The organism is Streptomyces sp. NPDC001450, from assembly GCF_053597295.1.
On sequence record NZ_JBSFHY010000032.1, the window covers coordinates 22,131 to 44,623 of the forward strand.

General features: G+C 73.2%; 15 protein-coding genes and 1 pseudogene. 3 read left to right on the forward strand and 13 right to left on the reverse strand.

Features of this window, described 5'->3' with window-relative positions; genetic code table 11:
* Window positions 1-59: 59 nt before the first annotated feature.
* The gene (locus ACWC5O_RS30185; protein WP_450590789.1) at window positions 60-6,344 is read right to left on the reverse strand and encodes an amino acid adenylation domain-containing protein; all 6,285 of its coding nucleotides are present in this window, start codon (window positions 6,342-6,344) and stop codon (window positions 60-62) included.
* A gap of 121 nt (window positions 6,345-6,465) precedes the next feature.
* On the opposite strand from ACWC5O_RS30185, the gene ACWC5O_RS30190 reads away from it, so the two are divergent.
* The 3 genes and pseudogenes from ACWC5O_RS30190 (at window position 6,466) to ACWC5O_RS30200 (ending at window position 8,055) form a co-directional block, all read left to right on the forward strand.
* Complete coding sequence (locus ACWC5O_RS30190; RefSeq protein ID WP_450590788.1) at window positions 6,466-7,029, forward strand: DinB family protein; 564 nt, start codon at window positions 6,466-6,468, stop codon at window positions 7,027-7,029.
* A 121-nt stretch (window positions 7,030-7,150) separates the two neighbouring features.
* Window positions 7,151-7,243: pseudogene (locus ACWC5O_RS30195) on the forward strand.
* Between the two features lie 56 nt (window positions 7,244-7,299).
* A complete protein-coding gene (locus ACWC5O_RS30200) occupies window positions 7,300-8,055 on the forward strand; it encodes a hypothetical protein (protein ID WP_450590786.1) in 756 nt (251 codons plus the stop codon).
* A 16-nt stretch (window positions 8,056-8,071) separates the two neighbouring features.
* Here ACWC5O_RS30200 and ACWC5O_RS30205 read toward each other — a convergent pair whose 3' ends face one another.
* The 12 genes from ACWC5O_RS30205 to ACWC5O_RS30260 all read right to left on the reverse strand — a co-directional run bounded on the left by ACWC5O_RS30205 (window position 8,072) and on the right by ACWC5O_RS30260 (window position 22,088).
* Window positions 8,072-8,920: a lysozyme gene (locus ACWC5O_RS30205; RefSeq protein WP_450590784.1), complete on the reverse strand. Its 849-nt coding sequence runs from the start codon at window positions 8,918-8,920 to the stop codon at window positions 8,072-8,074.
* Window positions 8,921-9,082: 162 nt separating this feature from the next.
* Window positions 9,083-10,945, reverse strand: coding sequence for a M1 family aminopeptidase (locus ACWC5O_RS30210; protein WP_450590783.1), 1,863 nt, complete (start codon window positions 10,943-10,945; stop codon window positions 9,083-9,085).
* 241 nt (window positions 10,946-11,186) lie between these two features.
* Window positions 11,187-11,870: a YoaK family protein gene (locus ACWC5O_RS30215; protein WP_450590781.1), complete on the reverse strand. Its 684-nt coding sequence runs from the start codon at window positions 11,868-11,870 to the stop codon at window positions 11,187-11,189.
* 76 nt (window positions 11,871-11,946) lie between these two features.
* Window positions 11,947-12,603 (reverse strand): maltokinase N-terminal cap-like domain-containing protein, encoded by a 657-nt coding sequence (locus ACWC5O_RS30220; protein WP_450590779.1) that lies wholly within the window; start codon window positions 12,601-12,603, stop codon window positions 11,947-11,949.
* 65 nt (window positions 12,604-12,668) lie between these two features.
* Window positions 12,669-13,331, reverse strand: coding sequence for a spherulation-specific family 4 protein (locus ACWC5O_RS30225; RefSeq protein WP_450590777.1), 663 nt, complete (start codon window positions 13,329-13,331; stop codon window positions 12,669-12,671).
* The gene (locus tag ACWC5O_RS30230) at window positions 13,328-14,233 is read right to left on the reverse strand and encodes an NAD-dependent epimerase/dehydratase family protein (RefSeq protein ID WP_450590775.1); all 906 of its coding nucleotides are present in this window, start codon (window positions 14,231-14,233) and stop codon (window positions 13,328-13,330) included. The genes ACWC5O_RS30225 and ACWC5O_RS30230 overlap by 4 nt, the downstream gene beginning before the upstream one ends.
* A 7-nt stretch (window positions 14,234-14,240) precedes the next feature.
* A complete protein-coding gene (locus ACWC5O_RS30235; RefSeq protein ID WP_450590773.1) occupies window positions 14,241-14,954 on the reverse strand; it encodes a nucleotidyltransferase family protein in 714 nt (237 codons plus the stop codon).
* A 41-nt stretch (window positions 14,955-14,995) separates the two neighbouring features.
* On the reverse strand, window positions 14,996-15,997 hold the full coding sequence (locus ACWC5O_RS30240; protein WP_450590772.1) for a GDP-mannose 4,6-dehydratase: 1,002 nt from the start codon (window positions 15,995-15,997) through the stop codon (window positions 14,996-14,998).
* 40 nt (window positions 15,998-16,037) lie between these two features.
* Complete coding sequence (locus ACWC5O_RS30245; RefSeq protein ID WP_450590771.1) at window positions 16,038-17,441, reverse strand: hypothetical protein; 1,404 nt, start codon at window positions 17,439-17,441, stop codon at window positions 16,038-16,040.
* Window positions 17,438-18,949 carry a GT4 family glycosyltransferase PelF gene (gene pelF, locus ACWC5O_RS30250; RefSeq protein ID WP_450590769.1) on the reverse strand — a complete coding sequence of 504 codons (1,512 nt, stop codon included), beginning with the start codon at window positions 18,947-18,949 and terminating at the stop codon, window positions 17,438-17,440. The genes ACWC5O_RS30245 and pelF overlap by 4 nt, the downstream gene beginning before the upstream one ends.
* Before the next feature lie 85 nt (window positions 18,950-19,034).
* Window positions 19,035-21,164 (reverse strand): hypothetical protein, encoded by a 2,130-nt coding sequence (locus ACWC5O_RS30255; protein WP_450590767.1) that lies wholly within the window; start codon window positions 21,162-21,164, stop codon window positions 19,035-19,037.
* Between the two features lie 399 nt (window positions 21,165-21,563).
* Complete coding sequence (locus tag ACWC5O_RS30260; RefSeq protein ID WP_450590766.1) at window positions 21,564-22,088, reverse strand: hypothetical protein; 525 nt, start codon at window positions 22,086-22,088, stop codon at window positions 21,564-21,566.
* Between the last annotated feature and the right edge of the window lie 405 nt (window positions 22,089-22,493).

A 22,493-nucleotide genomic window follows, 5' to 3' on the forward strand; every position in this document is an offset into this window, starting at 1 on the left:
GCAGGCGGGCCTCGGCGCCCGGAACGCGGGCTTCGGCGCCCGGAAGGCGACCGTGGCGCTCAGAAGTCGGCCGTCAGGGAGAGGTCGATCTCGTCGTCGCTCATCTGCGAGATCAGCTCCAGCAGGCGGCGCTCCACCTCGGCGGCGAGCCGTTCGACCGTGGGGTGCTCGAAGAGGTCCCGGACCTGGAGCGGGCAGTCGAAGGCGGTCCGCAGGCGGGAGGTGACGGACACCGCGCGCAGGGAGTGCCCGCCCAGGGCGAAGAAGTCGTCGTGGACGCCGGCCCGGGGCAGGTCGAGCACCTCGCACCAGATCTGTGCGACGACCGTCTCCGCGGGGGTGCGCGGCGCCACGAAGGCGTGCGGTGCGGGTGCCACGGGGTCGGGCAGGGCGGCGGTGTCCAGCTTGCCCTGCACGGTCAGCGGGAGCCGGTCGAGCAGCACGAACGCCGACGGGACGAGGTAGTGGGGCAGGTGGGCCCGGCTGTGTGTCTCCAGGGACTCCGCGGACAGGCCGGTACCGGCGGCGTAGCCGACGAGGGCCGGTTCGCCGTGCAGGGTGCGGACCACGACGGCCGCGGCCCGGACGCCGGGATGGCGGCGCAGCACCGCCTCGGCCTCTCCGGGCTCGACGCGGAACCCGCGGATCTTGACCTGGTCGTCGTTGCGGCCGAGGAACTCCAGTTCTCCGGAGGGCAGTCGGCGTACCACGTCGCCGGTCCGGTAGAGCCGGCCACCCGGCGCGCCGAACGGGTCGGGTACGAAGTGCTCGGCCGTCGGGGCGGGCCGGTCGAGGTAGCCGCGCGCCAACTCGGGTCCCCCGATGAGGAGTTCACCGGGCAAGCCGTCCGGGACGAGGTCACCGAGGGCGTCCGCCACGTAGGTGCGCCGGCTGCCCAGGGCGCGTCCGATAGGCACCCGGCCGTGCGGGATCTCGCCGACACGGTGTGCGGTCGCGGAGACCACCGCCTCGGTGGGGCCGTAGGTGTTGACCACGGGCACGCCGGGCAGGTGCGCGAACCAGTGCCGCAGGGGGTCGGCGGGCAGGGCCTCTCCCCCGGTCACCAGCAGCCGCAGCGAGGCGAGTTGAGGGGCCAGGGTGTCCAGGCGGGCCACCAGCTCCGCCCAGTAGGACGGCGTGAGTTCCATGACGGTCACCCGTTCGGCTGCGACACGGGCGACGAGTTCCTCCGGGGACCAGATCTCCTCCGGGCGTACGATCACCGTCGCCCCGGTGCTCAGCGCGGGCAGGATCTGCTCCAGCGAGGCGTCGAACGAGGTCGAGGCGAAAGTGAGCACCCGGTCGGCGGAGGTCAGCCCGAACTCCTCGCGGGCGGCGGCCACATGCGCGTCCAGGGCGTGGTGCTCGACGCCGACGGCCTTGGGACGGCCGGTGGAGCCCGAGGTGAAGATGACGTAGGCGAGGTCGCCCGGGTCGGGGACGTGCCGGGGGCCGTCGGGCGCCGGTCGCACCCGGTCGGCGTCGACCGTCACGACCCCGAGCCCGGCGACCGCCCCCCGGGTTCCCGCGTCCGCGACCACGTGCCGCACTCCCGCCCCCTGGAGCATGAACCGCAGTCGCTCGGCCGGGAGTCGGGCGTCGAGCGGGACGTACACACCGCCCGCCCGCCATACCGCGATCATCGCGGCCACCGACCACACGCCCCGGTCCACGCACACGCCCACGGCAGCCCCCGGCGTGACGCCGGCGGCGGCCAGTTCGGTGGCCAGCCCACCTGTCAGCGCGTCCAGTTGGCCGTAGTCGACGGTCCGCCCCTCGCACCCGACGGCCAGGGCGTCCGGTCGGCCCGCCACCCGGAACGCCGGCGCGGGCCCGGCGTCCCGGCCCGCCTCGGCCACCAGTCGCTGCCGCTCCCGCGCGGTGAGCAGCGGTGCCTCGTCCACCCGGGTTCCGGGGTCCGCGAGCACGGCCCGGAGCAGCCGGCCGACGTGGTGGGTGAACCGGGTGGCCGTCTGCGGGTCGAAGAGGTCGGCGGCGTACTCCACGTTGAGAGCGAACCGGTCGGGCCTGACCAGGAAGGTGGCCGTCAGGTCGAACTTCGCCGAGGACCAGGGCAGTTCGAAGCCGGTGGCGTCCGTCCCCGGCAGTCCCGAGCCGCCCGTGCTCGCGTCCTGCACGTCCACCATGACCTGGAACAGCGGGTTGCGGGACAGGTCGCGCTCCGGGCGCAGCCGCTCCACGACCCGCTCGAACGGCACCTCCTGGTGGTCGAAGGCGCCCAGCACGACGTCCCGCACCCGGTCCACGAGCCCGGCGAAGGTGGGCCGCCCGGAGAGGTCGGTGCGCAGCACCACCGTGTTGACGAAGAAGCCGACCAGCGGCTCCAGTTCGAGCCGGCCGCGCCCGGCGACGGGGGTGCCGACCGACACGTCGGTCTGTCCGGACCAGCGGGCTAGGACGGCCTGGGCGGCGGCCAGCAGCACCATGAATCGGGTCGCGCCGCGCTCGCGGGCGTACTCGTCCACCCGGTCGGCGAGGCCGGCGGGCAGGTCGACCTCGACAGCGCCGCCGCGGCCGGTGAACACCGACGGCCGTGGCCGGTCGGTGGGCAGCTCCAGGGCGGGCGCGGCCTTCAGGGTGCGCTCCCAGTAGGCGAGTTGGGGCTCGAGCGCTCCGCTGTCGGCGCGGTCGCGCTGCCAGACGGCGAAGTCGCCGTACTGCACCGGCAGCGGCGGCAGCGGGGCAGGCTCGCCCGTCCGCCGGGCCCGGTAGTGCAGGGCGAGTTCGTCGAGGAGGACGCCCTTGGACCAGCCGTCGGTGACCGCGTGGTGCAGGGCCAGGACGACGACGTGGTCGTCCGGGGTCAGCTCCCACACGCCGGCCCGCAGCAGCGGCGGCCGGGCGAGGTCGAACCGGCGGGTTGCGAAGGCCGCGGCCCGCTGTCGTACGGCCGCCAGCCGGGCCTGCTCGTCCGGGGCCGCCGGGGCCGGTTCCCAGTGGAGCGGGACCCGTACGGGCTCGCAGATCTCCTGCACGGGGCGGCCGTCGGACTCGATCAGCGCCGTGCGCAGCACCTCGTGGCGCTCGACCAGGTCGTCCAGGGCCTGCTGCCAGGCGGTGCGGTCGAGGCCGCCGCGGACCCGCCAGCAGTACCAGAGGAGGTAGGAGTCGCCCCGGTCCGAGGTGCGGTCCAGGAACCAGAGGCGCTCCTGCGCGAAGGACAGCGGCAGCGGGCGGGTCCGGTCGACGGGGACCACCTCGGTGGTGCCGGACGCGCGGGCGGCGGCGACGCGCGGGGCGAAGCCCCGGACGGTGGGGTGCTCGAAGACCGTGCGCAGCTCGATCTCGCGGTCCAGGCGCTGGGCGATGCGGGAGACGGCCATGGTGGCGAGCAGGGAGTGGCCGCCGAGGTCGAAGAAGCTGTCGTCGATGCCGATCCGGTCCAGGCCCAGCACGTCCGCCCACACCTCGGCGACGATGCGCTCGGTCTCGTCGCGGGGCGGCGCGTAGGCGGCCTCGGCGGAGCGGGCGTGGGCGGGGTCCGGCAGGGCGGAGCGGTCGAGTTTGCCGGAGACGCCGACCGGCAGGGCCTCCAGGACGACGAACTCGGAGGGTACGGCGTAGTGCGGCAGGTAACGGGCGCACCAGGCGCGCAGCTCCGCCCGGTCCACGGCGGCCCGGGCGTCCCCGGCCGGTACGACGTAGCCGACGAGGCTGCGTCCCGTGGCCCGGTCGGGGCGGGCGGCGGCCGCGGCGACCAGCGGGCAGGCGCGCAACACCGCCTCGATCTCGCCGAGTTCGATCCTGAAGCCCCGGATCTTGACCTGGTCGTCGCCGCGGCCGAGGAACTCCAGGTCTCCGGTGGCCTGCCAGCGCACGAGGTCGCCGGTGCGGTACATGCGGCTGCCGGGCGGTCCGTACGGGTCGGGCACGAAGCACTCGGCGGTGAGGGCGGGGCGGCGCAGGTAGCCGCGGGCCACTTCCGTGCCGCCGATGAGGAGTTCGCCGGACACGCCGACCGGGACGGGCTCGCCGTCGGCGTCGACCACGTACACCCGGCGGTCGCCGAGCGGGCGGCCGATGGGCACGCTGCCGGCGGGCGGGTCGGCGGCCTCGTAGGTGGTGGCGGTGACGGTGGTCTCGGTGGGCCCGTAGGCGTTGCACACCCGCACCCACGGGACGGCGGCCCGCCATACGGCGAGGGTGTCGGCCGGGACGGCCTCCCCGCCGAGGACCAGCAGGCGCAGGGAGGCGAGCGCCGCGGCCAGGCGCCGGTCGAGGGAGAGGGTCAGCTCCGCCCAGTACGTCGGGGGCACGTTGACGACGGTAAGGGCGTGCCGCCGGACGACCTCGGGGACCTGGGTGGGCAGCCAGGGTTCGTCGGGGCGCAGGACGACGGTCGCGCCGGAGGCGAGCGCGGGCAGCACCTGGTCCAGGGAGGCGTCGAAGGAGAAGGAGGCGAAGGCCAGGACCCGGTCGGCGGCGGTGATGCCGAACCGCTCGCGGGCGGCGGTCACATGGGAGGCGAGAGCGGCGTGTTCGACACCGACCGCCTTGGGGCGCCCGGTGGAACCGGACGTGAAGATGACGTGGGCCAGTTCGCGGGGGTCGGGGCGGTGCCGGGGCCCGTCCACGACAGGGGTTACGGCTGTGACGTCGACGGTGACCGGAGCCAGCGCCGCGGCCGCCTCGACGGTCGCGCAATCGGCGACGACGCACGCCAGCTGGGCCTCCTCGGCCATGAACCGCAGCCGCTCCGCCGGGAGTTCGGGATCCAGCGGGACGTACACCCCGCCCGCCCGCCAGACTCCCTCGATCGCGGCGACCGACCACGGGCTCCGGCGCAGCAGCACGCCCACCGGGCTGCCGGAGTCGACCCCGGCAGCCTTGAGCGCGGCGCCGAGCCCAGCGGTCATGGCGTTCAGCTCGGCGTAGGTGACGCGCTCGTCACCGCAGATCAGGGCCGTAGCCTCGGGAGACCCGGAGAAGGCGACCGGCGGCAGCGGGCCGGCGGGCCGGTCGGGGGCGTGCTGCCACTCGGGGCGGGGGCGGGCCGGGCCCGCTGTGGGCAGGGTGCGCGCCAACTCCTGTACAGGCGTGTCGGGATCGGCCAGGACGGCCCGCAGCAGGGCCACGTAGGCGCGGGCGAACGCCCGCATGGTGGCCGCGTCGAAGAGGGTGGTGGCGTACTGCAGGACGGCGGCGATGCTGCCGTCCGCGCGCAGGGTGAGGTCGAGGAACACGTCCAGCGGGGTCTCGGTCAGCGGCGGCTCGACCAGCTCCACGGCCAGGCCGGGCATGCGGACCGGGCGGATCGGGCTGTTGAGCAGGGTGAACGAGGCCTGGGCCAACGGGTGCCGGGACAGGTCCCGCCCGCCGCCCAGCGCACCGACCACGTGGTCGAACGGAGCCTCGGCGTGGGAGAGGTCCGCCAGCACCCGCCCGCGCACGCGGTCCAGCAGCGCGGCGAAGCCCGGGCGGCCGGACAGGTCCGTGCGCAGCACGACCGTGTTGACGAGCGGGCCGATGAGACCGGTGGCACCGCGCTGGGCGCGGTCGGCGAGCGTGCTGCACACGGCGACGTCGGTGCGGCCCGACCAGTGGCCGAGGAGCGCCTGGTAGACGGTGAGCAGCAGCATGTAGCGGGTGGCGCGCCGGGAGCGTGCCAGGCCGTCGACGTCGGCGACCAGGTCGGCCGGCAGGTCGAAGCGGACGACGTCGCCGGAGCCGTTCCAGACCTGGGGGCGCGGCCGGTCGGTGGGCAGGTCCAGCGGGGTCAGACCGGCGAGGCGGTCGCGCCAGTGGCCGAGCAGCCGCTCCATCCGCTCGCCGGAGAGCCGCAGGGCCTGGGAGCGGACGAGGTCGGCGTACCGCACGGCGGGCGGGGCGACGGTCTCGCCGCGGTAGCCGGCGGCGAGTTCGTCCAGCAGGACACCCCAGGACCAGCCGTCCACGGCGATGTGGTGGACCTCGACCAGCAGCAGGTGCTCGTCGGGCGCGACCCGGGCGAGCGTGGCCCGCACCGGGTGCTGCTCGGACAGGTTCACGGGGCGGCCCAGGTACCGGGCGAAGAGGTCGTCGGGGCCGTTCGCCTCGGTCCGTTCCAGGACGATCCCGCCGGGGGCGTCCACGCTCGGCACCGGCTCTCCGCCGACGGCGGTGAACCGGGTGCGCAGCACCTCGTGCCGCTCCACGATCCCGGACAGGGAGTGCTCCAGGCGCGGCACGTCGAGGCTCCCGCGCAGCCTGAGGACCAGCGGAAGCATCGACCCGGCCGAATCTCCGGCCAGCTGGTCCAGGAACCACAGCCGGCGCTGCGCGAAGGATGCCGTGAGGGTGTCGCCGTCGGTCGGTGCCCCCGCGGGGGCCGGGCCTGCTGTCACTGTGCGCCTCCAAGCCGTGTTTTCCAGCAGACTGCCGCCGCCGCGCGAGGGCCCATAGGGAAGAAGACGCAGCACCGGACGCAGACAACTCGGTGGCGGGGTCGGGCCCTCACAGGCGACCATGCGACGCATGAGTGACGAACCCGTGCGCTGGAGCCAGGCGACCGTCTACCCCGACATGTGGGCGGACCCGGACGTCGACCCCCGCGAAGGCCCCAGTCCGGACGGCGAGTTGGCGACGTTGCTGGACTACCTGAAGAGCTACCGCCTGACCCTGCGGATGAAGTGCGAGGGCCTGGACGCGGAGCAACTGGCCCGTCGGTCGGTTCCGCCGTCCACGATGTCGCTGCTCGGCCTGGTGCGGCACCTCGCCGAGGTGGAACGGGACTGGCGCAACTGGATCACCGACGGCGACCCGCTGCCGAAGCTGTACGGCGTGCGTGACGGGGACTTCGACGGAGCCGTCGCCGAGCAGGCCGTGGTCGGTGCCTCGTACGCCGATCTGGAGCGCGAGCAGGCCGCGACCGACGCCGCGCTGGCCGAGCACCCGGACCTGGGCGAGCGTGTGGGGAAGGACGCGATCTCGGTTCGGGAGCTGATGGTGCACAGGATCGAGGAGTACGCCCGTCACTGCGGGCACGCCGACCTGTTGCGCGAGTGCGTCGACGGACGGGTGGGCCAGTGACGAGGGCCGCCTCGGATGTGATCTGACGGCAGGCAGCTCCCGACCCGCGTGTCAGCGTGCCGTCAGCGGTCCCTGTCACTGTTGTTCTCGTGAACGGCGCGGGAGACCGGGCCGGGAGCGAGGAGAGGTGCCCGGAGTGGCTTATCGGGGACCAGCGAGCACGCCTCAAGGTCGGGCCTCACGGCCCGCGCAGGTTCGAATCCTGCCCTCTCCGCTCGGCTCGACCGGGGCGGGACAGCCGTTGTCAGTGGTGTCCGGCAGGCTTGCCCCATGGTGATCGACGGATACGAGGGCCCGGTCGTCGCCGGGGAGGCCCTGTTGGACCTGCCCGGATTCTGGGCCGCCTACCTGATGTACGTGTGCGGGGGTGACGAGGAGCACGGCGATCCGAGTCCGGAGTGGTTCGGCGCGGACCCCGCCGATGTCGACGCGGCCTTCGAGGCGCTCTCGGACGAGGAGCGGTGGCCGGCGTTCCGGGTGCCGTTCGGGGACGGCCACACGGCCGTGGTGGTGGGCCGGAACTTTCCGGACGAGGCCGGCATCGACTACTTCGTCGTCCATCCGGAGTGGGACCGGCACGGTTTCCTGGCCACCCTGGACGGGCACCAGGCCGGCCCGGGCCTGGCCTGGCGGGAACTGGCGCACATGGCGCGCACCCCGGACACGGACGCTCCCGGTGTCCACGACGTGCACGCCCGGCTGCTCATGCTGCTGCCCGCGCTCGGCGACGACGACCTGCCGGACGACGCGGCCCGCACCATCGCCGAGGCTCTGGTGCGGGCCGGGGTGCCGGCGGACCACACTCCGTGGCTGGTGGAGTGTCTGCTCGACCACCCGCTGTGGGACCCGGCGCAGTGGACGTTGCCCGGTCCGTCGCCGCTCAGCGGGGGCGTGGATCCGTACGCGGGCATCATGGTCTGTGACGGCCCCATGAGCCCGCGGTGCGGCATGCGGCTGGCCCAGGGCGTCTCCCGGGAGCACAGCGACCGCCTGGCCAGGGCGCTCGGCACCTGGGCGGCCGGCTGAGCACGCCGACGGCGCGTCAGCCGGTGGCGAAGCTCTTCACCTTGTCCAGGGAGCCGTTGAACCGGTCGTGGTCCCCGACGGTCGGGCCGGAGGAGGTGTACTGCCACATCGTGTACGACGACCAGCCCGCCGGCAGTGTCCCCGCCGACGAGGCGTAGCGGGCGATCCAGAGCGGGTTGGTGTCAGCGAAGCCCGCGTAATTGCCGGTGCAGTCGTCCCACCAGCTGGTGGCGGTGTAGATGACGGCGTCGCGGCCGGTGCGGGCCTTGTAGCGGTCCAGGAAGTCACGGATCCAGCTGACCATCCCGCTCTTGGACTTGCCGTAGCAGGCGTCGCCGTACGGGTTCCACTCGATGTCGAGCGCGCCGGGCAGGGTCTTGGCGTCCTTGGACCAGCCGCCGCCCTGGTCGACGAAGTAGTCGGCCTGGGCGGCTCCGCTGGTGGTGTCCGGGGTCGCGAAGTGGTACGCGCCGCGGATCATACCGGCGTCGTAGGAGCCGTCGTACTGCTCGCTGAAGTAGGTGTTCGTGTAGTACGTGCCCTCCGTGGCCTTCGTGTAGGCCCAGCGCACGCCGCTGTTCCACAGGGTGCTCCAGGCGACGTCGCCCTGGTAGCTGGCGACGTCCACTCCCTCGGTCTGGGTCACCCGGGGGATCGACACGGGGGCGTCGTCGGTGGCGGCTTCGCCGTCGTGGGCCAGCACCCCCATGCCCATGTAGGCGCTGCCGCGTTCGAGTGTGGACTCGGCTGCCGAGGGCACGGCCGCGGGGATCGACAGGGTCAGCAGGAGGCCGGTCAGGGCGCTGGCGACGGACCAGCGTGAGCGGCGGCGGTTTCGGGATATTTGGCTCGTCACGGGATCCATCAGACCCGCAGGCGGACCGGGCCGCACGCCGGATTCCACCCAACTACGCCATATTGGCCGGGTATTTACGCCAAGTGAGTGGCACGACGGTCATACCCGCATGGTCGTGGGCGGCGCCGGGCAAGGCGCCGCCCACGACCGGCCGGTCCGGTCCGGTCCGGGTCAGCCGTCGATGCGGTGCTGGGTCCAGAAGGAGGACAGGTCCGTGCTCGTGGCGGCCTGGGCGGCCGCCTTGAACTCGGCCGTGGTCGAGACGCCGTACCAGTGCGCGGCCGCGTAGTCCTTCAGCAGCTTGGCCATGGCCGTGTCGCCGAGGACGCGCCGCAGGTCGTGCAGGGCGCACTTGCCGTAGCCGTAGACCACGGTGGAGTACCGGGACGAGTGCGCGTCCCAGTAGGCCATCGAGTTGGTGATCTTCTCCGCGCTGGAGGACCAGGAGACGCTGCTCCAGCAGTTGCTGCCGGTCTTGCCGAGGGCCAGGTCGGTGGCGTAGTCGGTGAAGGCCTCGTCCAGCCACGGGCTGTTGTACTCGTCGTCGCCGACGATGCCGTACCACCACTGGTGGCCGATCTCATGGGTGAGCGCCGTGGTGCTGACCAGGTCGAGGACGAACCCGGGGTACTCCATTCCGCCGAACCAGTAGTTGTTGTCGATGACCGCGTCCAGCTCGCCGTAGGGGTAGGCGCCGAAGCGCGCCGCGTGGGCGTCGACGGCGGTCCTGGCGGTGCTGAGCATCGACTGGGCGCTGGAGGAGCTGATCCCCGAGACGGAGTAGATGTTCACCGGGACGCCGCCGGGCGAGGTGCCGGAGATCTTGCTGAAGGGCCCGGCGGCCCAGGCGAAGTCACGGACCTTGGACGCGGTGGCGGTGGTGACCGTGCGGCCGCTGGAGCCGGGGGTGTCGGTGGAGGTGCCGGTGGCCGGGACGAGCAGGGTGCTGGGGTGGTCGAGGGTCACCTTGAAGTCGGCGGCCAGGGAGTAGAAGGACTCGCCGTTGTTGGTGTACGGGTCCAGGTGCCAGCCCGCGCTGTCGCGGACCGCGAGGACGGGCAGGGCGTTGCCGATGAAGCTGAAGGCGCCGTCGTGGCCGAACCGGTCGGCGCCGCTGGGCACGGTGATGCCCAGGTCGAAGCCGATGGTGGCGGTCTGCCCCTGGTTCAGCGGCGTCGGCAGGGTGACCTTCAGGGCCGTGCAGTCCACCGAGAGGGCGCCCGCGGTGCCGCCGGTGACGTTGGTGACCGTGATGGGCATCGCCGAGCAGGTGCCGTGGTAGTTGTCCCACAGCCTCAGGTACACCTCGCCGATCGCGGTGGCCGAGGCGTTGGTGAAGGAAACGCTCTCGTGCCCGTTCCAGACGGTGCCGCTCGTGTCGCTGCTGAGACTGACGGTGTAGGAGGGCGCGGCGGGGGTGCGGGTCGAGTCCGCCGGGGGCGGGGTGGTGTCGCCGGAGGTGGCGAGGGCGACGTCGTCCAGGACGAAGCTCGTCTGGAGGCTGGAGTCCTCGGTCCCGGTGAAGGACAGGTTCACGGTCTGGCCCGCGAACGACGACACGTCGAACGACTTCTGTACGTAGCCGGTGTTGTCGTCGAGGTTCGAGTAGGTCGCCAGCGTGGTGCTGCCGATCTTGGCCGTCAGCTTGTCGTACGCGACGGACGAGGTCGTCTCGTCGGTGTCGATGTGCAGCCAGAAGGTGAGGGTGGCGGTGCTGCAGCCGCTCGGGATGGTGACGCTCTGGGAGAGCGTGTCGGTGTGGGTGCTGCCGACACCGTTCAGCCACGCGAAGGAGGAGCCGCCGTGGGCGCTCTCGCCGGTGCGGCTGGTGATCACACTGGACGAGGACTGGGTCCAGGGCGAGGTACCGCTTTCGAAGCCGCCGTTGGTGACCGCCTGCGCCGGAGTGCAGGCGGCGGCCACCGGCTCCTTGGCGGGCTGGGCGGCGGCGGGGGTGACGGGGAGGGAGAGGGCGACCAGCGCGGCGACGGTCAGAGCACCGGCACCGAGGGCCTTGTGGGGGGTCGGTCTCACACGCTACTCCTTTGCGGCGGCCGGGATTGCGGCCTGCTCGATGGCCGCCCGGCCGGCTGGGGTGCGCCGGGGCGGCCGCGGGGTTGGGGTTGCGCGATCGCTGTGCGGGGTGGTGCGCCGCGCCCTCATGGGGTCGGGGCGAGGACTGCCGAAAGAGTGACAGATTTGACCAGGGCATGCCAGACGGGCACAGAAAGTGGGTGGCGGTGCTCCTGATGCCGTGAGGCGGTGCGGTGGGGGGTCAGGACCGCGACGCCGGAAGTGCCACGTAGCCCCCGATGCCCCCGAACACGCCCGCCGCGGCGAACAGCAGGGCCATGGTCATGCTCAGCTGGAGCAGCAGGGCGCCGATGACCGCGCCCACCAGGACCGCCAGCAGGCCGGCGGCACGGTAGCGCTGGGCGCTGTCTCCGGTCCCGCCGCCCAGGGGCGACCATCTGATCAGGGTGACGAGGGTGCCGGTGACGAGCGTGGTGTTCAGCACCGCGCCGAGGCGCCACATCGTCGCGCTGCGCAGCCCCATGGCCAGCGCGGTCAGCGCGGTCACGGCGTAGTGGCGCGGTTCCGGGTTCTGGCCGACGGGTCGCAGGCCGACCGCGGTCAGCGCCGCGGCCACGAGAAGGGTGGCCGCGAGGGCGGCGGAGGTGAGCAGCCAGCGGCGGCGCCGCTCGGACATGGCGACGCCCAGACGGCTGCCGGCGACCGCGCCGACGCTGAACGCCGTGAGCGCGGTAGCGGATCCGACCGGCGAGACCCCTTCCGCGCCGGCGAGGGAGAAGCCGAGGAAGAGGATGTTGCCGGTCATGAAGGCGGTGAAGACCTGCCCGAGGCCCAGGTAGGCCACCGCGTCGACCATTCCCGTGGCGGCGGTCACGACGAGGAGCGCCTTCGGGAGCGGGTCGGGGTGGCCGGGTCGTCCGGGCATGGGCTCACCTTCCTCGGCCCCACTACACCCCGGCCGCCGGCCCCCGGCATGTCGAAGCTCCCCCGGGGCGAGTGGTTCAGCGGCTGTCCAGGGCCATGAACACCGCCCGCAGCCGGGTGCCGTCCGGTCCCGGCCAGCCGCCCGCGACATGGCCGAGCGCTCCCTGCGCGGGCAGCGGCGGGTTCTCGGCGACGGGCTTCAGGACGCGGTGGAGGTGAAGCGTGGTGCCGTGCGGCACGGGGAGGTGGGTGCCCCGCTCGTCGTCGATGGGGCGGGGCGTGAAGTCCTGCGGGGAGAACGGCTCGCCCGCGTAGGAGCGGGTCACCTCGCGGTCGGGGGTGTCGCTGATGCTCTGGGCCATCGGCCGGGCCTTGCCCTCGATCAGCGAGAGCAGTTCGGTGACCAGCACCGGGTCGTGGCAGCCGTCGTAGGCCCAGCGCTTGCCCAGCACGCCGTGCTCCATCGTGCCGACGAGCGCGTGCTCCGCCCCCTCCAGCGGCGTGCCGCGGTAGGTGAGCGGGACCAGGTAGGCGGTCGGCTCGGGGGTGGAGGTGTCGGTGGCCACCATGAACTCGATCCCGACCTCGCCCTCCGGGTCGTCCAGCCGGAAGCCGCCGGACTTCGTCAGCACGGGGGCGTCCGGACCGCCGTGGTACCAGGGCCGGGTGGGCAGCCAGGTGGTGAGGAGTTCGACCTTGGTCGGCTTGATGGTGGTGTGGTGGATGACGGCCATGCCGGTGGGCTCTCCTCCGTCGGGCTGTTGTGGACCCTCGAAGCTTTCCACACCGGCCGAGCTGGTCACTCCTGCGCCCCGGCCAGCGCGGGGGTCAACTCCGACCAGGGGTTGGGCGGTTCGCCCGTGACCGGCCCGCAGACCGCCGCGCCGCGCTCGTGCGCGGTGCGGACGGCGAGCGGGACGAGGGCCTCGGGTACGCCGTGGACGAGGTGGCAGAACCGTTCGGGCGGGTGGCGTGCCGTCCAGGCGGGCCGGGTGAACGCCGAGACGTACGTGGACCAGGGGCCCTCGAAGGTGACGGTCAGGTCGGCGACACGGATGTAGCCGGGGGCCGGGTGGACACCCGGGTTGAGGACGACGGTCCCCGCGCCGAGACGTCGTAGCTCCCGGACCAGACGCCGGCAGGCCGGCAGGCCCTCCGCGGTGGCGGTGACGCGGTCGAGGAAACAGCCCTCGACCGCGTACCACTCCTGGTGCCGGCGCACGTCCTCGACGGCCTCGGCACGGTCCCGGACGCCGTAGTCGGTGTCGACGTACCCGAGCAGCCGGGCGCCTGCCGCGTGCAGCGCCCGGGCGGCCGCCGTGAAGGCGGGGTCGGGGGCGGTGCCAGGTCCGTCGGCGGGGTTGAGCACGACCGCGTAGGTGCGGGCGGCCGCGGTGATCAGCCGGTGCCAGGCGCCGGGGTCCTCGGCCGGGTGCACGTACAGCGGTACCAACAGGCTCATGGCGTCCGCCCGTTCCCGGCCGTGGCCGCCCACAGGGCGTCGAGGGCGTCGTCCAGGCCGTGGACGGGCCGCCAGCCGAGGGCGCGGTCGGCGGCCGTGATGTCGGAGCACTGCCACGACACGCGCGCGGAACGGGCCGAGCCGCCCGCGTTCTCCTCCAGCCGTCCCCGGAACCGCGCCCGCCGGGCCAGGCCGTGCACCAACTCCCTTACCGGTACGGCCCGTCCGCCGCCGATGTTGAGCACGGGCGGGAGCGGTCCCGCAGTGGTGACCGCGAGGGCGACCGCCCGGGCGAGGTCGCGTACGTCCACGAAGTCGCGGTGGGCGGACAGGTCACCGAGCCGCAGGACCGCCTCGGGGTCCCGGCCGGTGGCGCGCAGCTGCGCCGCCATCCGGCCGGGCAGGCTCGCGACGGGCGCTCCGGGGCCCACCGGGTTGCCGACCCGCAGCACCACGCCGTCCAGGACGGCGGAGGTCACCGCGACCGTGCCCGCGAGCTTGGTCACGCCGTACGGGGTGACCGGGCAGGCGGGTGCCGACTCGGTCACCGGGGTGTCCGGGACACCGGGTCCGTACTCGGCGGCCGAACCCAGGTGGACCAGGCGGGCGGTGGGTGCCGCCTCGCGGAGCGCGGCGCACAGCGCGGCGGGGCCACGGGCGTTGACCTCGGCGAGGGTCACCGGGTCGCCGCCGGTCGCGCCCGCGCAGTTGACCACGGCGTCGGGCGCCGCCGCGGCCAGGGTATTCGCGAGCCGCTCCGGCCGGTCCGTGGCGAGGTCGACGCGGAACTCCGCGGCAGGCGAGCGGCCGCCGGCGAGGACCTGCGCGCCGGTGAGGGCGCCCAGCCGATCGACCACATGGCGGCCCAGGTATCCGGTGCCGCCCAGGACGAGAATGCGCATGCGGAACTCAGGCTCCCTTGAGCAGCAGCGACTTGCGGGTGGTGAACTCGGCGTTCGCGCGGTCGTAGTCGTCCGGGCGGCCGATGTCCAGCCAGTACCCGTCGAACTCGTAGGCGTGCGGCGGGTTCTGGGCGGCCAGGAGGTCGAGGACGAGTTCGTCGAAGCCGAGCGGCAGGCCGGGTGTGTAGCCGTCGAGGGTCGAGCGGCTGAGGCCGTAGACGCCCATGGAGACGCGGTAGTCCATGCTGGGTTTCTCCGTGAAGGCGACGACCTTGCTCGCGTCCGTGGTCAGCACGCCGAAGTCGATGTGCACCTTGCGGGCGTACGTCGCGATGGTCAGCGGCGCACCGGAGGCCTCGTGCCGGCGCAGGACGTCGGCGTAGTCGAGGTCGGTGAGGACGTCGCCGTTCATGACCAGGAAGGTCTCGGGCAGCCGGTCGCGCAGGGTGAGCAGCGGGCCCATGGTGCCCAGGGGGCTCTCCTCGGTGGCGTAGTCGACGGCCATGTCCCACTGGGAGCCGTCGCCGACGTAGGCGCGGATGATCTCGCCGAGGTGGCCGATCGCGATGGTGCAGCGGATGAAGCCGGCGGCCGACAGCTGGCGCAGCACGATCTCCAGGATGGCGTGCTGGTCGCCGATCGGGACGAGCGGCTTGGGCAGCGCGGTGGTGTAGGGGCGCAGCCGGACGCCCTTGCCCCCCGCCAGGATCACTGCGTGCATGGGACTCCTCCTACATGACGTGGGTGACGTGCCGGACAGGGTCAGATGTTGTAGATGCCGGTCTTGTAGCGGGCCAGGTTGACCGGGTCACGGAAGAAGTCCACGGTGTCCGCGAGGCCCTGTTCGAGGGTCTGGGCGGGCTGCCAGCCGGTGGCCGCCGCGAGCCGGGTGGCGTCCGCGACGAGCCGCATCACCTCGGAGTTCGCGGGCCGGATGCGCCCGGGGTCCGCGCGGACGTCGAGGGCGGTGTCCATGACCTTGCCGATGAGTGCGACGAGGTCGCCGACCGAGATCTCGCCGCCGGTACCGGCGTTGAAGGTGCGTCCGACGACGTTCTCGGCGGGCGCGGTGCCCACGGCGAGGAACGCCTGCGCGGTGTCCTCGACATGGGTGAAGTCGCGCGTGGGGCGCAGGTCACCGAGGGTGATGGTGCGCTCCCCCGCCGCGACCTGGCCGATGACGGTGGGGATGACCGCGCGCATCGACTGGCGCGGTCCGAAGGTGTTGAACGGTCTCAGGATGACCACGGGCGTCCCGAAGCTCGCGTGGTAGCTGTCGGCCAGCCGGTCCCCGCCGGCCTTCGAAGCGGCGTACGGGGACTGGGTGTTGATGGGGTGGTCCTCGGTGATCGGCACGGTCTGCGCGGTGCCGTAGGTCTCGCTGGTGGAGGTGTGCACCAGCCGGGGGGTGCCGAGGGCGCGGACGGCCTCCAGCACGTTGAGGGTGCCGGTGACGTTGGTCTCCACGTAGCTGTGCGGCGCCTGGTACGAGTACGGGATCGCGATCAGCGCGGCCAGGTGGTAGGCGATGTCGGCGCCTTCGAGCAGCCCGCGGACCGAGCCGGGGTCGCGGACGTCGCCGAGGACGATCTCCACGTGGTCGAGGACGTCCGGGGCGAGAGTCTCCAGCCAGCCGTAGGAGGAGAAGGAGTTGTACTGGGCCATGGCCCTGACCCGGTGCCCGGAGGCGACCAGGGCCTCGGTGAGATGGGAGCCGATGAAGCCCTCGGCTCCGGTGACGGCGGCGAGCGGTACGGAGGTCAACTCGTGGGTCCTTCCGGTCGGTTGCTTGGGCGGGAGTGCATCAGGCGTGCCGGGCGGGCCGGCCGAGCTCCCGCAGCGTGCACCCCGCCAGGCAGAGCGCGGCGGCGCCGCAGCACAGCGGCAGGGCGAGCGGGCCCGGTGACAGTCGCAGGAACGCGGCCGCGCAGGCACAGCCCGCGGCGGCGAGGCAGATGGCGGCCGGTGGCCAGGCGACCCCGAACGCCTGGAGGAGCAGCGCGGTCCACAAGGTGGCGGCGAGCAGGAGCAGGGCGGCCGGATCGGCGCCGGTCAGGAGCGCCGCGGGCAGCAGCGGGAGGAGGTAGGCGAGCAGGCAGAGGCCGAGGACGGCGGCGGAGCGCAGCAGGAATCCGGCGGGGGTGGCGGTCCCGCGCAGCGCGGCGACGGACAGGCCCCGGTAGCGGTACAGCAGCCACTCGGCCGGTCCCATGCTCACCGTCAGCACGATCACCGCGTACGGCGCCTGCCGGCCCTCCAGCAGCACCAGCAGACCCGCGGCGAGGCCGAACAGCCCGTAGGGCAGGGACGACAGCAGGCGGGGGCGGCTGCTGCCGGGGCCGGCCGGGGCGGTGTGGGCGCCGTGCAGGGCGTGACCGGTGACGGCGAGCGTCGCCAGCAGGGCCAGCACGGGGAACCCGACCCGCAGGAGACGGCCCGGTTCCCACCAGGGCAGTACGGCGGCGCCGGCGATCAGTGGGGTGAGCGCGGCGAGCAGCAGCCGCTCCCTGGCCAGGACGAGCAGCACGCCCGCCGCGGCCAGGTACAGCGACTGGGCCGCTGTCGCCAGGAGCACCGGACCGTCGTCGGCGGCTGGTACGGCGGCGGCCGTGGCCAGGGCCGCGCCCACCGGCGCGCCGGCCAGGAGGGTGCGGGCCGCCTCCCGGCGCCCGGTTGCCATCCGTAAGTGGGCGCGGTGGCCGAGCCCCTGCCCCCACGCCCAGGAGACGAGCCCCGCGACGATCAGCGCGGCGGCGTGCCGGCCGGGGTGCCACAGCGGGGCGGTGAGCAGGTAGGCGACCCCGGGCAGGGCGAAGAGCACGCCCCGCAGCAGGCAGCGGATGTGGTCGGGGCGCCAGGGGTCGGCCGCCGGTGCCGGCTCGGGGAAGGCTCTGGGCACCTGCTCGTGCAGGGCCTTGGCGAGCGAGAACAGGCCGGGGTGGCCGTACCGTTCCTTGATCAGGTCGGCGGACAGGCCCTCGGCCTCCAGCAGGGCGGCCACCTCGTAGGGGTGGACGGCCGGGCCGATACGGTCGGCGAGTTCGGCGGCGAGCCGGCTGACCGCCGCCGCGTCCGTACCGGGCCCCGGCAGCCGCAGGGCGAGGGTGTGGTCGTCGCCGCGGCGGCCGTGCGCGGGTGTCCCCGCGAGCCGCAGGGCCAGCGTGTCCTGTTCCGTTCCGCCCGGTTCGAGCGCCATCGGGCCGCTCATCCGGCGAGGCTCCCGGCGTCGGCCCGGGCTTCCTGGGGCAGCCCCGGCTCCGTGAGCGACGTCCGTGCGAGCGCGGGCATTTCGAGGTAGATGGAGCGGAAGGTGTCGATGGTCTGGCGCAGGGTGAACTGTTCGACCACGCGCAGCCGGGCCGCCTCCCCCATCGCCGCTCGGCGGCCCGGGTCGGCGAGCAGTTCCAGGGCGGCCGCGGCCATGGCGGCCGGGTCGCGCGGCGGGACGACGAGCCCGGCGTCCCCGACGGCCTCGCGGACGCCGCCGACGTCGGTGGAGACGGTCGCCCGGCCGCAGGACATGGCCTCGATGAGGGTGAACGGGAAGCCCTCGCTGATGCTGGAGAGCATCACGACGTTGCCGGCCGCGTAGGCGTCCTTGATGTCGTCGACGCGGCCCTCGAAGGTGACGGCGTCCGCGTGGCCCAGCTCCGCCGCGAGCGCCTCGCACCGCTCCCGGTAGGCCTCTCCGCCCCGGGGCGTGCCGCCGAACAGGCGCAGTCGCGCCTCGGGTATTCGCTCCCTGACCCGGGAGAAGGCCCGTATCAGGGTCTCCAGGTCCTTGATCGGGTCGACGCGGCCCGCCCAGCTGAGCGTGGGCGCGTCGGGCTCGGGTCCGGCGGGCGGGAAGGCGGCGGGGTCCACGCCGTTGTAGACCGTGCGGATCGACTCCGGTGCGGCGCCGCCCTGTTCCTCCCACAGCCGGTTGTAGCGGTTGCCCGGGGTGATCAGGGCTGCCCGGCGGTAGCTCTCCTCGGCGAGCAGCCGGAAGAAGCCGAGCACGACGGCCTTCACCGGCCAGCGGTAGGGCGCGGTGCGGTAGCCGAGGTAGCGTTCGCGCAGGTAGACGCCGTGTTCGGTGAGCAGCAGCGGAACGTCGTAGCGATCCAGGCCGGCCAGGCCCGGCAGGACGGCGACGCCACCGCTGACCGCGTGGGCGACGCCGTGCCGGGGTGGTGGTGCGGCCAGCGGGCGCAGGGCGTGTTCGAGCAGGGAGGTGGCGGTGACCGCGTCGTGCAGGGTGGGCCGGGCCTCGCGCACGGTGAGTCCGGGACGGTTCCACACCGCGGCGAGGATGGCGATCGCCCGGTCCCCGCGCAGGAACGGGCTGAGGGTGCCGTCCGCGGCGGCCCGCGCCATCGTGTAGAGGGCGGGTGCGAAGCCGTCCTCGGCGTGCGGGTCGAGCAGCGCGGTCAGGAACCGCTCGTAGGCGGCCGCGAGTTGGTTGCGGGCGCGGCCCCGGGGCGGACGTCCTTCGGGCGGGGTGCCCCACATGGGGACGGAGCGCACGCTGCGGACGTGGGCGGGCAGGTCCCAGACGACGGGTTCGCGTCCGGTGCCGGTGACGGCGATGACGTCGAAGTCGAGGTCGGGCATGCCCTGGACGAGTTGGTCGCACCAGACACTGACGCCGCCATGGCTGTGCGGGTAGGTGCCTTCGGTGAGCAGGGTGACGCGCGTCGCGCCTGGGCCACGCGCGCCGTGGTGAACGTGCATCGATGTGCTCCACGGCCGAGAAGTGGGGTGGTCGTGCGGGTCCCGGCCGTCGGTGGGCGGCCGGGACCTCGTTTCGGTGCGCCGTTCAGCTGTCCGGGGTGTACGGCACCTGCTCGGTCACGCCCGCGGGGACCAAGACGCGCGGGGCGGGATCTGTGGCCGGGGCCCCGGCGGCCGCGGTCGCCGCGGGGGCCGTGGTGGTGGACGGCAGGGTGAAGGCGAGCGCGCTGCCGGAGGAGGTGGTCCAGCCGGACACCCGGCCCGCGTACGCGCTGCCGAAGGCGCTGCCGCCGAGCGTGGTGCCGGTGGGCAGGGTCGCGGTGACGGCGACGCCGCTCGGCGCCTGCACGGTCACGGCGTCGCCGATGCGGTAGGCGGTGACCTGGCCGGCGTCCACCGCGGTCTTCCAGGCGGCGCGGCGCTGCAGTTCGGTGCCGATGTCCTTCATTCTCAGGTTCACGAGCGGGGTGTTGTCCGCGAACAGGGCGTCGTAGCCGTCGAGCACGCCGCCCAGGACGGGGTAGGCGATGCGGTCCTCGGCGAGGTTGGACTGGTGGATGAAGTGCGGCTTCGGGTCGTTGGACAGGACGTGGCCGAAGGCGATGCGGGTCTCCAACGGCACGATGTAGTCGCCGTAGCCGGTGCTGGTGTTCAGCGGGGAGGGCAGGCAGGTGGTGGTGGCGGGGTTGTCCTCGCAGATACCGCTGCCGCCCTGGGCGCGGCTGGTGTAGATCCAGTTGTACTCGTCGACCTGCTCGGCGGCCCGGCCCGCGTTGTAGAAGACGTTCATCGGGTAGCGCGAGACGGTGGTGGCGGGGCCGACCCTGCGCTGCTCGGGGTCACGGGAGTTGTCCGAGGCGAGCCAGTCGATGCCGTTGTCGGCGAGGGCGGCGGCCAGGTTGGGGTTGTCGGCGGGCTGCTGCGGCAGGAGCTTGAGGCCGGAGTGCTCGCCGGTGACCAACTCGTCGTTCTGCAGCGGGAGTCCGGCGGTCTGTCCCCAGGCGCGGTTGGTGGCTATCTCGTGGTCGATGGTGCTCCGGCCGACCCACTTGGTGCTGCCGTCGGCGTTGGTCTCGCACGTCCAGGGGACGACGGTGGTGTTCTGCACGCAGCCGAGGAAGGCATGGGTGTAGGTGTGGTTGACCCAGCGGAACCGGTCGCGGTCGGCGATGAGTTTGTCGGCGAGCTGGTCGACGCCGTTGTTGTCCTCGCGCTGGTCGACGCTGCCGGCGCCGTTGTAGACCAGGTCGAGGGTGAAGTGGTGGCTGTTCTGCCAGGCGGTGGCGTAGTCGACGTCGGCCGGGGTCATGCGGATCGGGTTGGGCGTGCCGGCGCCGTTGGTGCAGTCCACGTCACCGGGGGTGCAGTTGAGCTGGGTGTCCCAGCGGTCGTCGGCGGCGAACACGTCGTCCACGTGCACGGCGAAGTAGTCGCGCGCGGCACCGAGGTGCACGCCGCCGGTCATCCACTCCACGATGCCCCGGGCCAGCAGCCGGAACTGCTGCTGGTACTGGTTGTAGACGAAGGTGACGACCAGCTCGCGCCGCCCGTCGTGCCGGTACTCGCCGACAAGTGAGCCCCGCTTCGACGTGCCCGGGATCGCCGCCTGCACGTAGGGCGTGAAGTCGGCGCCGGCCGCGGGCGTCGACAGGTAGGCGTAACTCTCTCCGACGGAGGGCGAGTTGTCCTCGAAGGGCACCGCGCCGTCGAGGTAGCCGAAGGGTCCGGCCTCGCCGGCGGCGGTCACCTGGGCCTGGACGCCGTCGATGCTGCCCGAGTAGCCGCCCAGGACCGGGTACTGCAGGCCGGCTTCGGGGCGGGCGTAGGTGTAGGCGTCGACCTGGGGGATGGCATAGGCCTGCTCGTAGGAGGCGAGCGCGGCCATCTCGGGGGAGCCTGCGGCGAACGGGTTGTCGTTGGGCAGGACGACGGCCTGGTACCTGGCGCGGGGCCGCCCGTCGACGGTGTCGGCGAGGAAGGCGGCGTCGATGGTGGGCCGGTCGGACCGGGTGAGGTCGATGTCGGTGTACGGGGTTCCGGCGGAGTCGAGTTCGGCGGCGATGGCGTCGGTGGCCGGGCCGCCGTCGCTGACCAGCAGGACTCTCAGATCGATGCGAGGCGCCGCGCTGTCGGCCTGGGCCGCGCCGGCCGGCAGTCCGAGCGCGGCGATGAGCGCGCCCACCGTCAGTGCGGTGGTGCGTAAGGTCCGCTTCATGCGGTGAAGTCCCCTCCCCGGGCAGGGGTGAGCACGGCTCCGTGGAGCGGACGCACCCCCTTGCGTGACGCCGGCGTCCCCCTCAGAGGCCGGTCGTCGACGCTTCCGTCGCGTCACATGGTGATGTCTCTGTGTAGCTTTTGTGGTCGAGTCGCGAAACCTGACGGAAAAGCGCAGGTGTCCAACGGCTCGCCAGGGAACCTCGCGGACCGTATTTCCATTGGCGCCGCGTGGGGGACGGCGGCGAACCGGCGGCTGTGGCGCGCTGGTCCGGGCCCCGGACGACGCACCGGCGGGCCGCTGGGGCCCGCCGGGCGAAGTGCCAGTGGTCCAGACCGGGTGGAGACCTGGCCCGAGGGTCCGGTTCAGGTCACTCGCACCCTCCGTCCGGTTGGTCCGTCAGGCGCAGAGCACGCGCGTCTCGGGCGTGTAGACGGGTCCCGTGCTGGTGTTGGAGCTGTCGCTGAACTCGGCGTAGTAGTACGAGTAGAAGCCGATGTTGCCGTTGCAGCCGGAGTCGGCGGCGACCTGCAGGGTCAGCGTGACGGTGCGGCTCTGGCCGGGCGGGATGGTGGCGCCGTAGTTGCCGCCGAGGTTGGCCGGGCCCGTGCCGGAGCAGGAGGTGCCGCCGGCGGCCGTGGCCAGGCTGCAGCCGGTGAAGCTGTACTTCAGGTCGGGGCGCTGGGTGGTGAGCCAGGTCGGGTCGATGGTCTGGTACACGAACCAGATGTCGTAGGTCTTGTTGTTGGTGATGGTCATCGACAGGTGCACCGTGCCGCCGGGCGTGGTGGTGGCACTGTCGGTGCTGAAGGTCAGCGCGGCCGGCGCGGGATCGGCACCGGCGGTCGGCGCGAGACCGAAGACGGCGAGGGCGAACGCGAGGACGGCGGTGAGACCGAGGCGTCTCATCAGAGGTGATCGCATGGCCGGGAGGCTAGGCAGGCGGGAGGCACGGCGTCTGCCCCGCCGGTAGCGCCCCGCACACCGCCCGGCCGAAAGTGGACGTTCTGTGAAGAGGATGCGATGAGCCTGTGACGGTGTGTCACTGACCGTATACATGCACGGTGTGAGCGGGTGGTTTCGCGGGGCCCACGGGTTCGCCGGAAGGGACGTGCGGACGGACGGTATTGGCGGGTACATGCCCTCCCCGGGCGCACGGAATGCGGGCCACCGTTTGTGTACTGGGGCGATTCTTTGCCAAACACCGCTTTCCGGCCGCCGCGCCTCCGGCGTACCAGCTGCGTCCCGGCGCGAATGTTGCTTCCCGCTTCTGGTCCGTGAGACCTACCGGACGGTATACAGACCCAGTTGAACGCGCGGACCACTCTT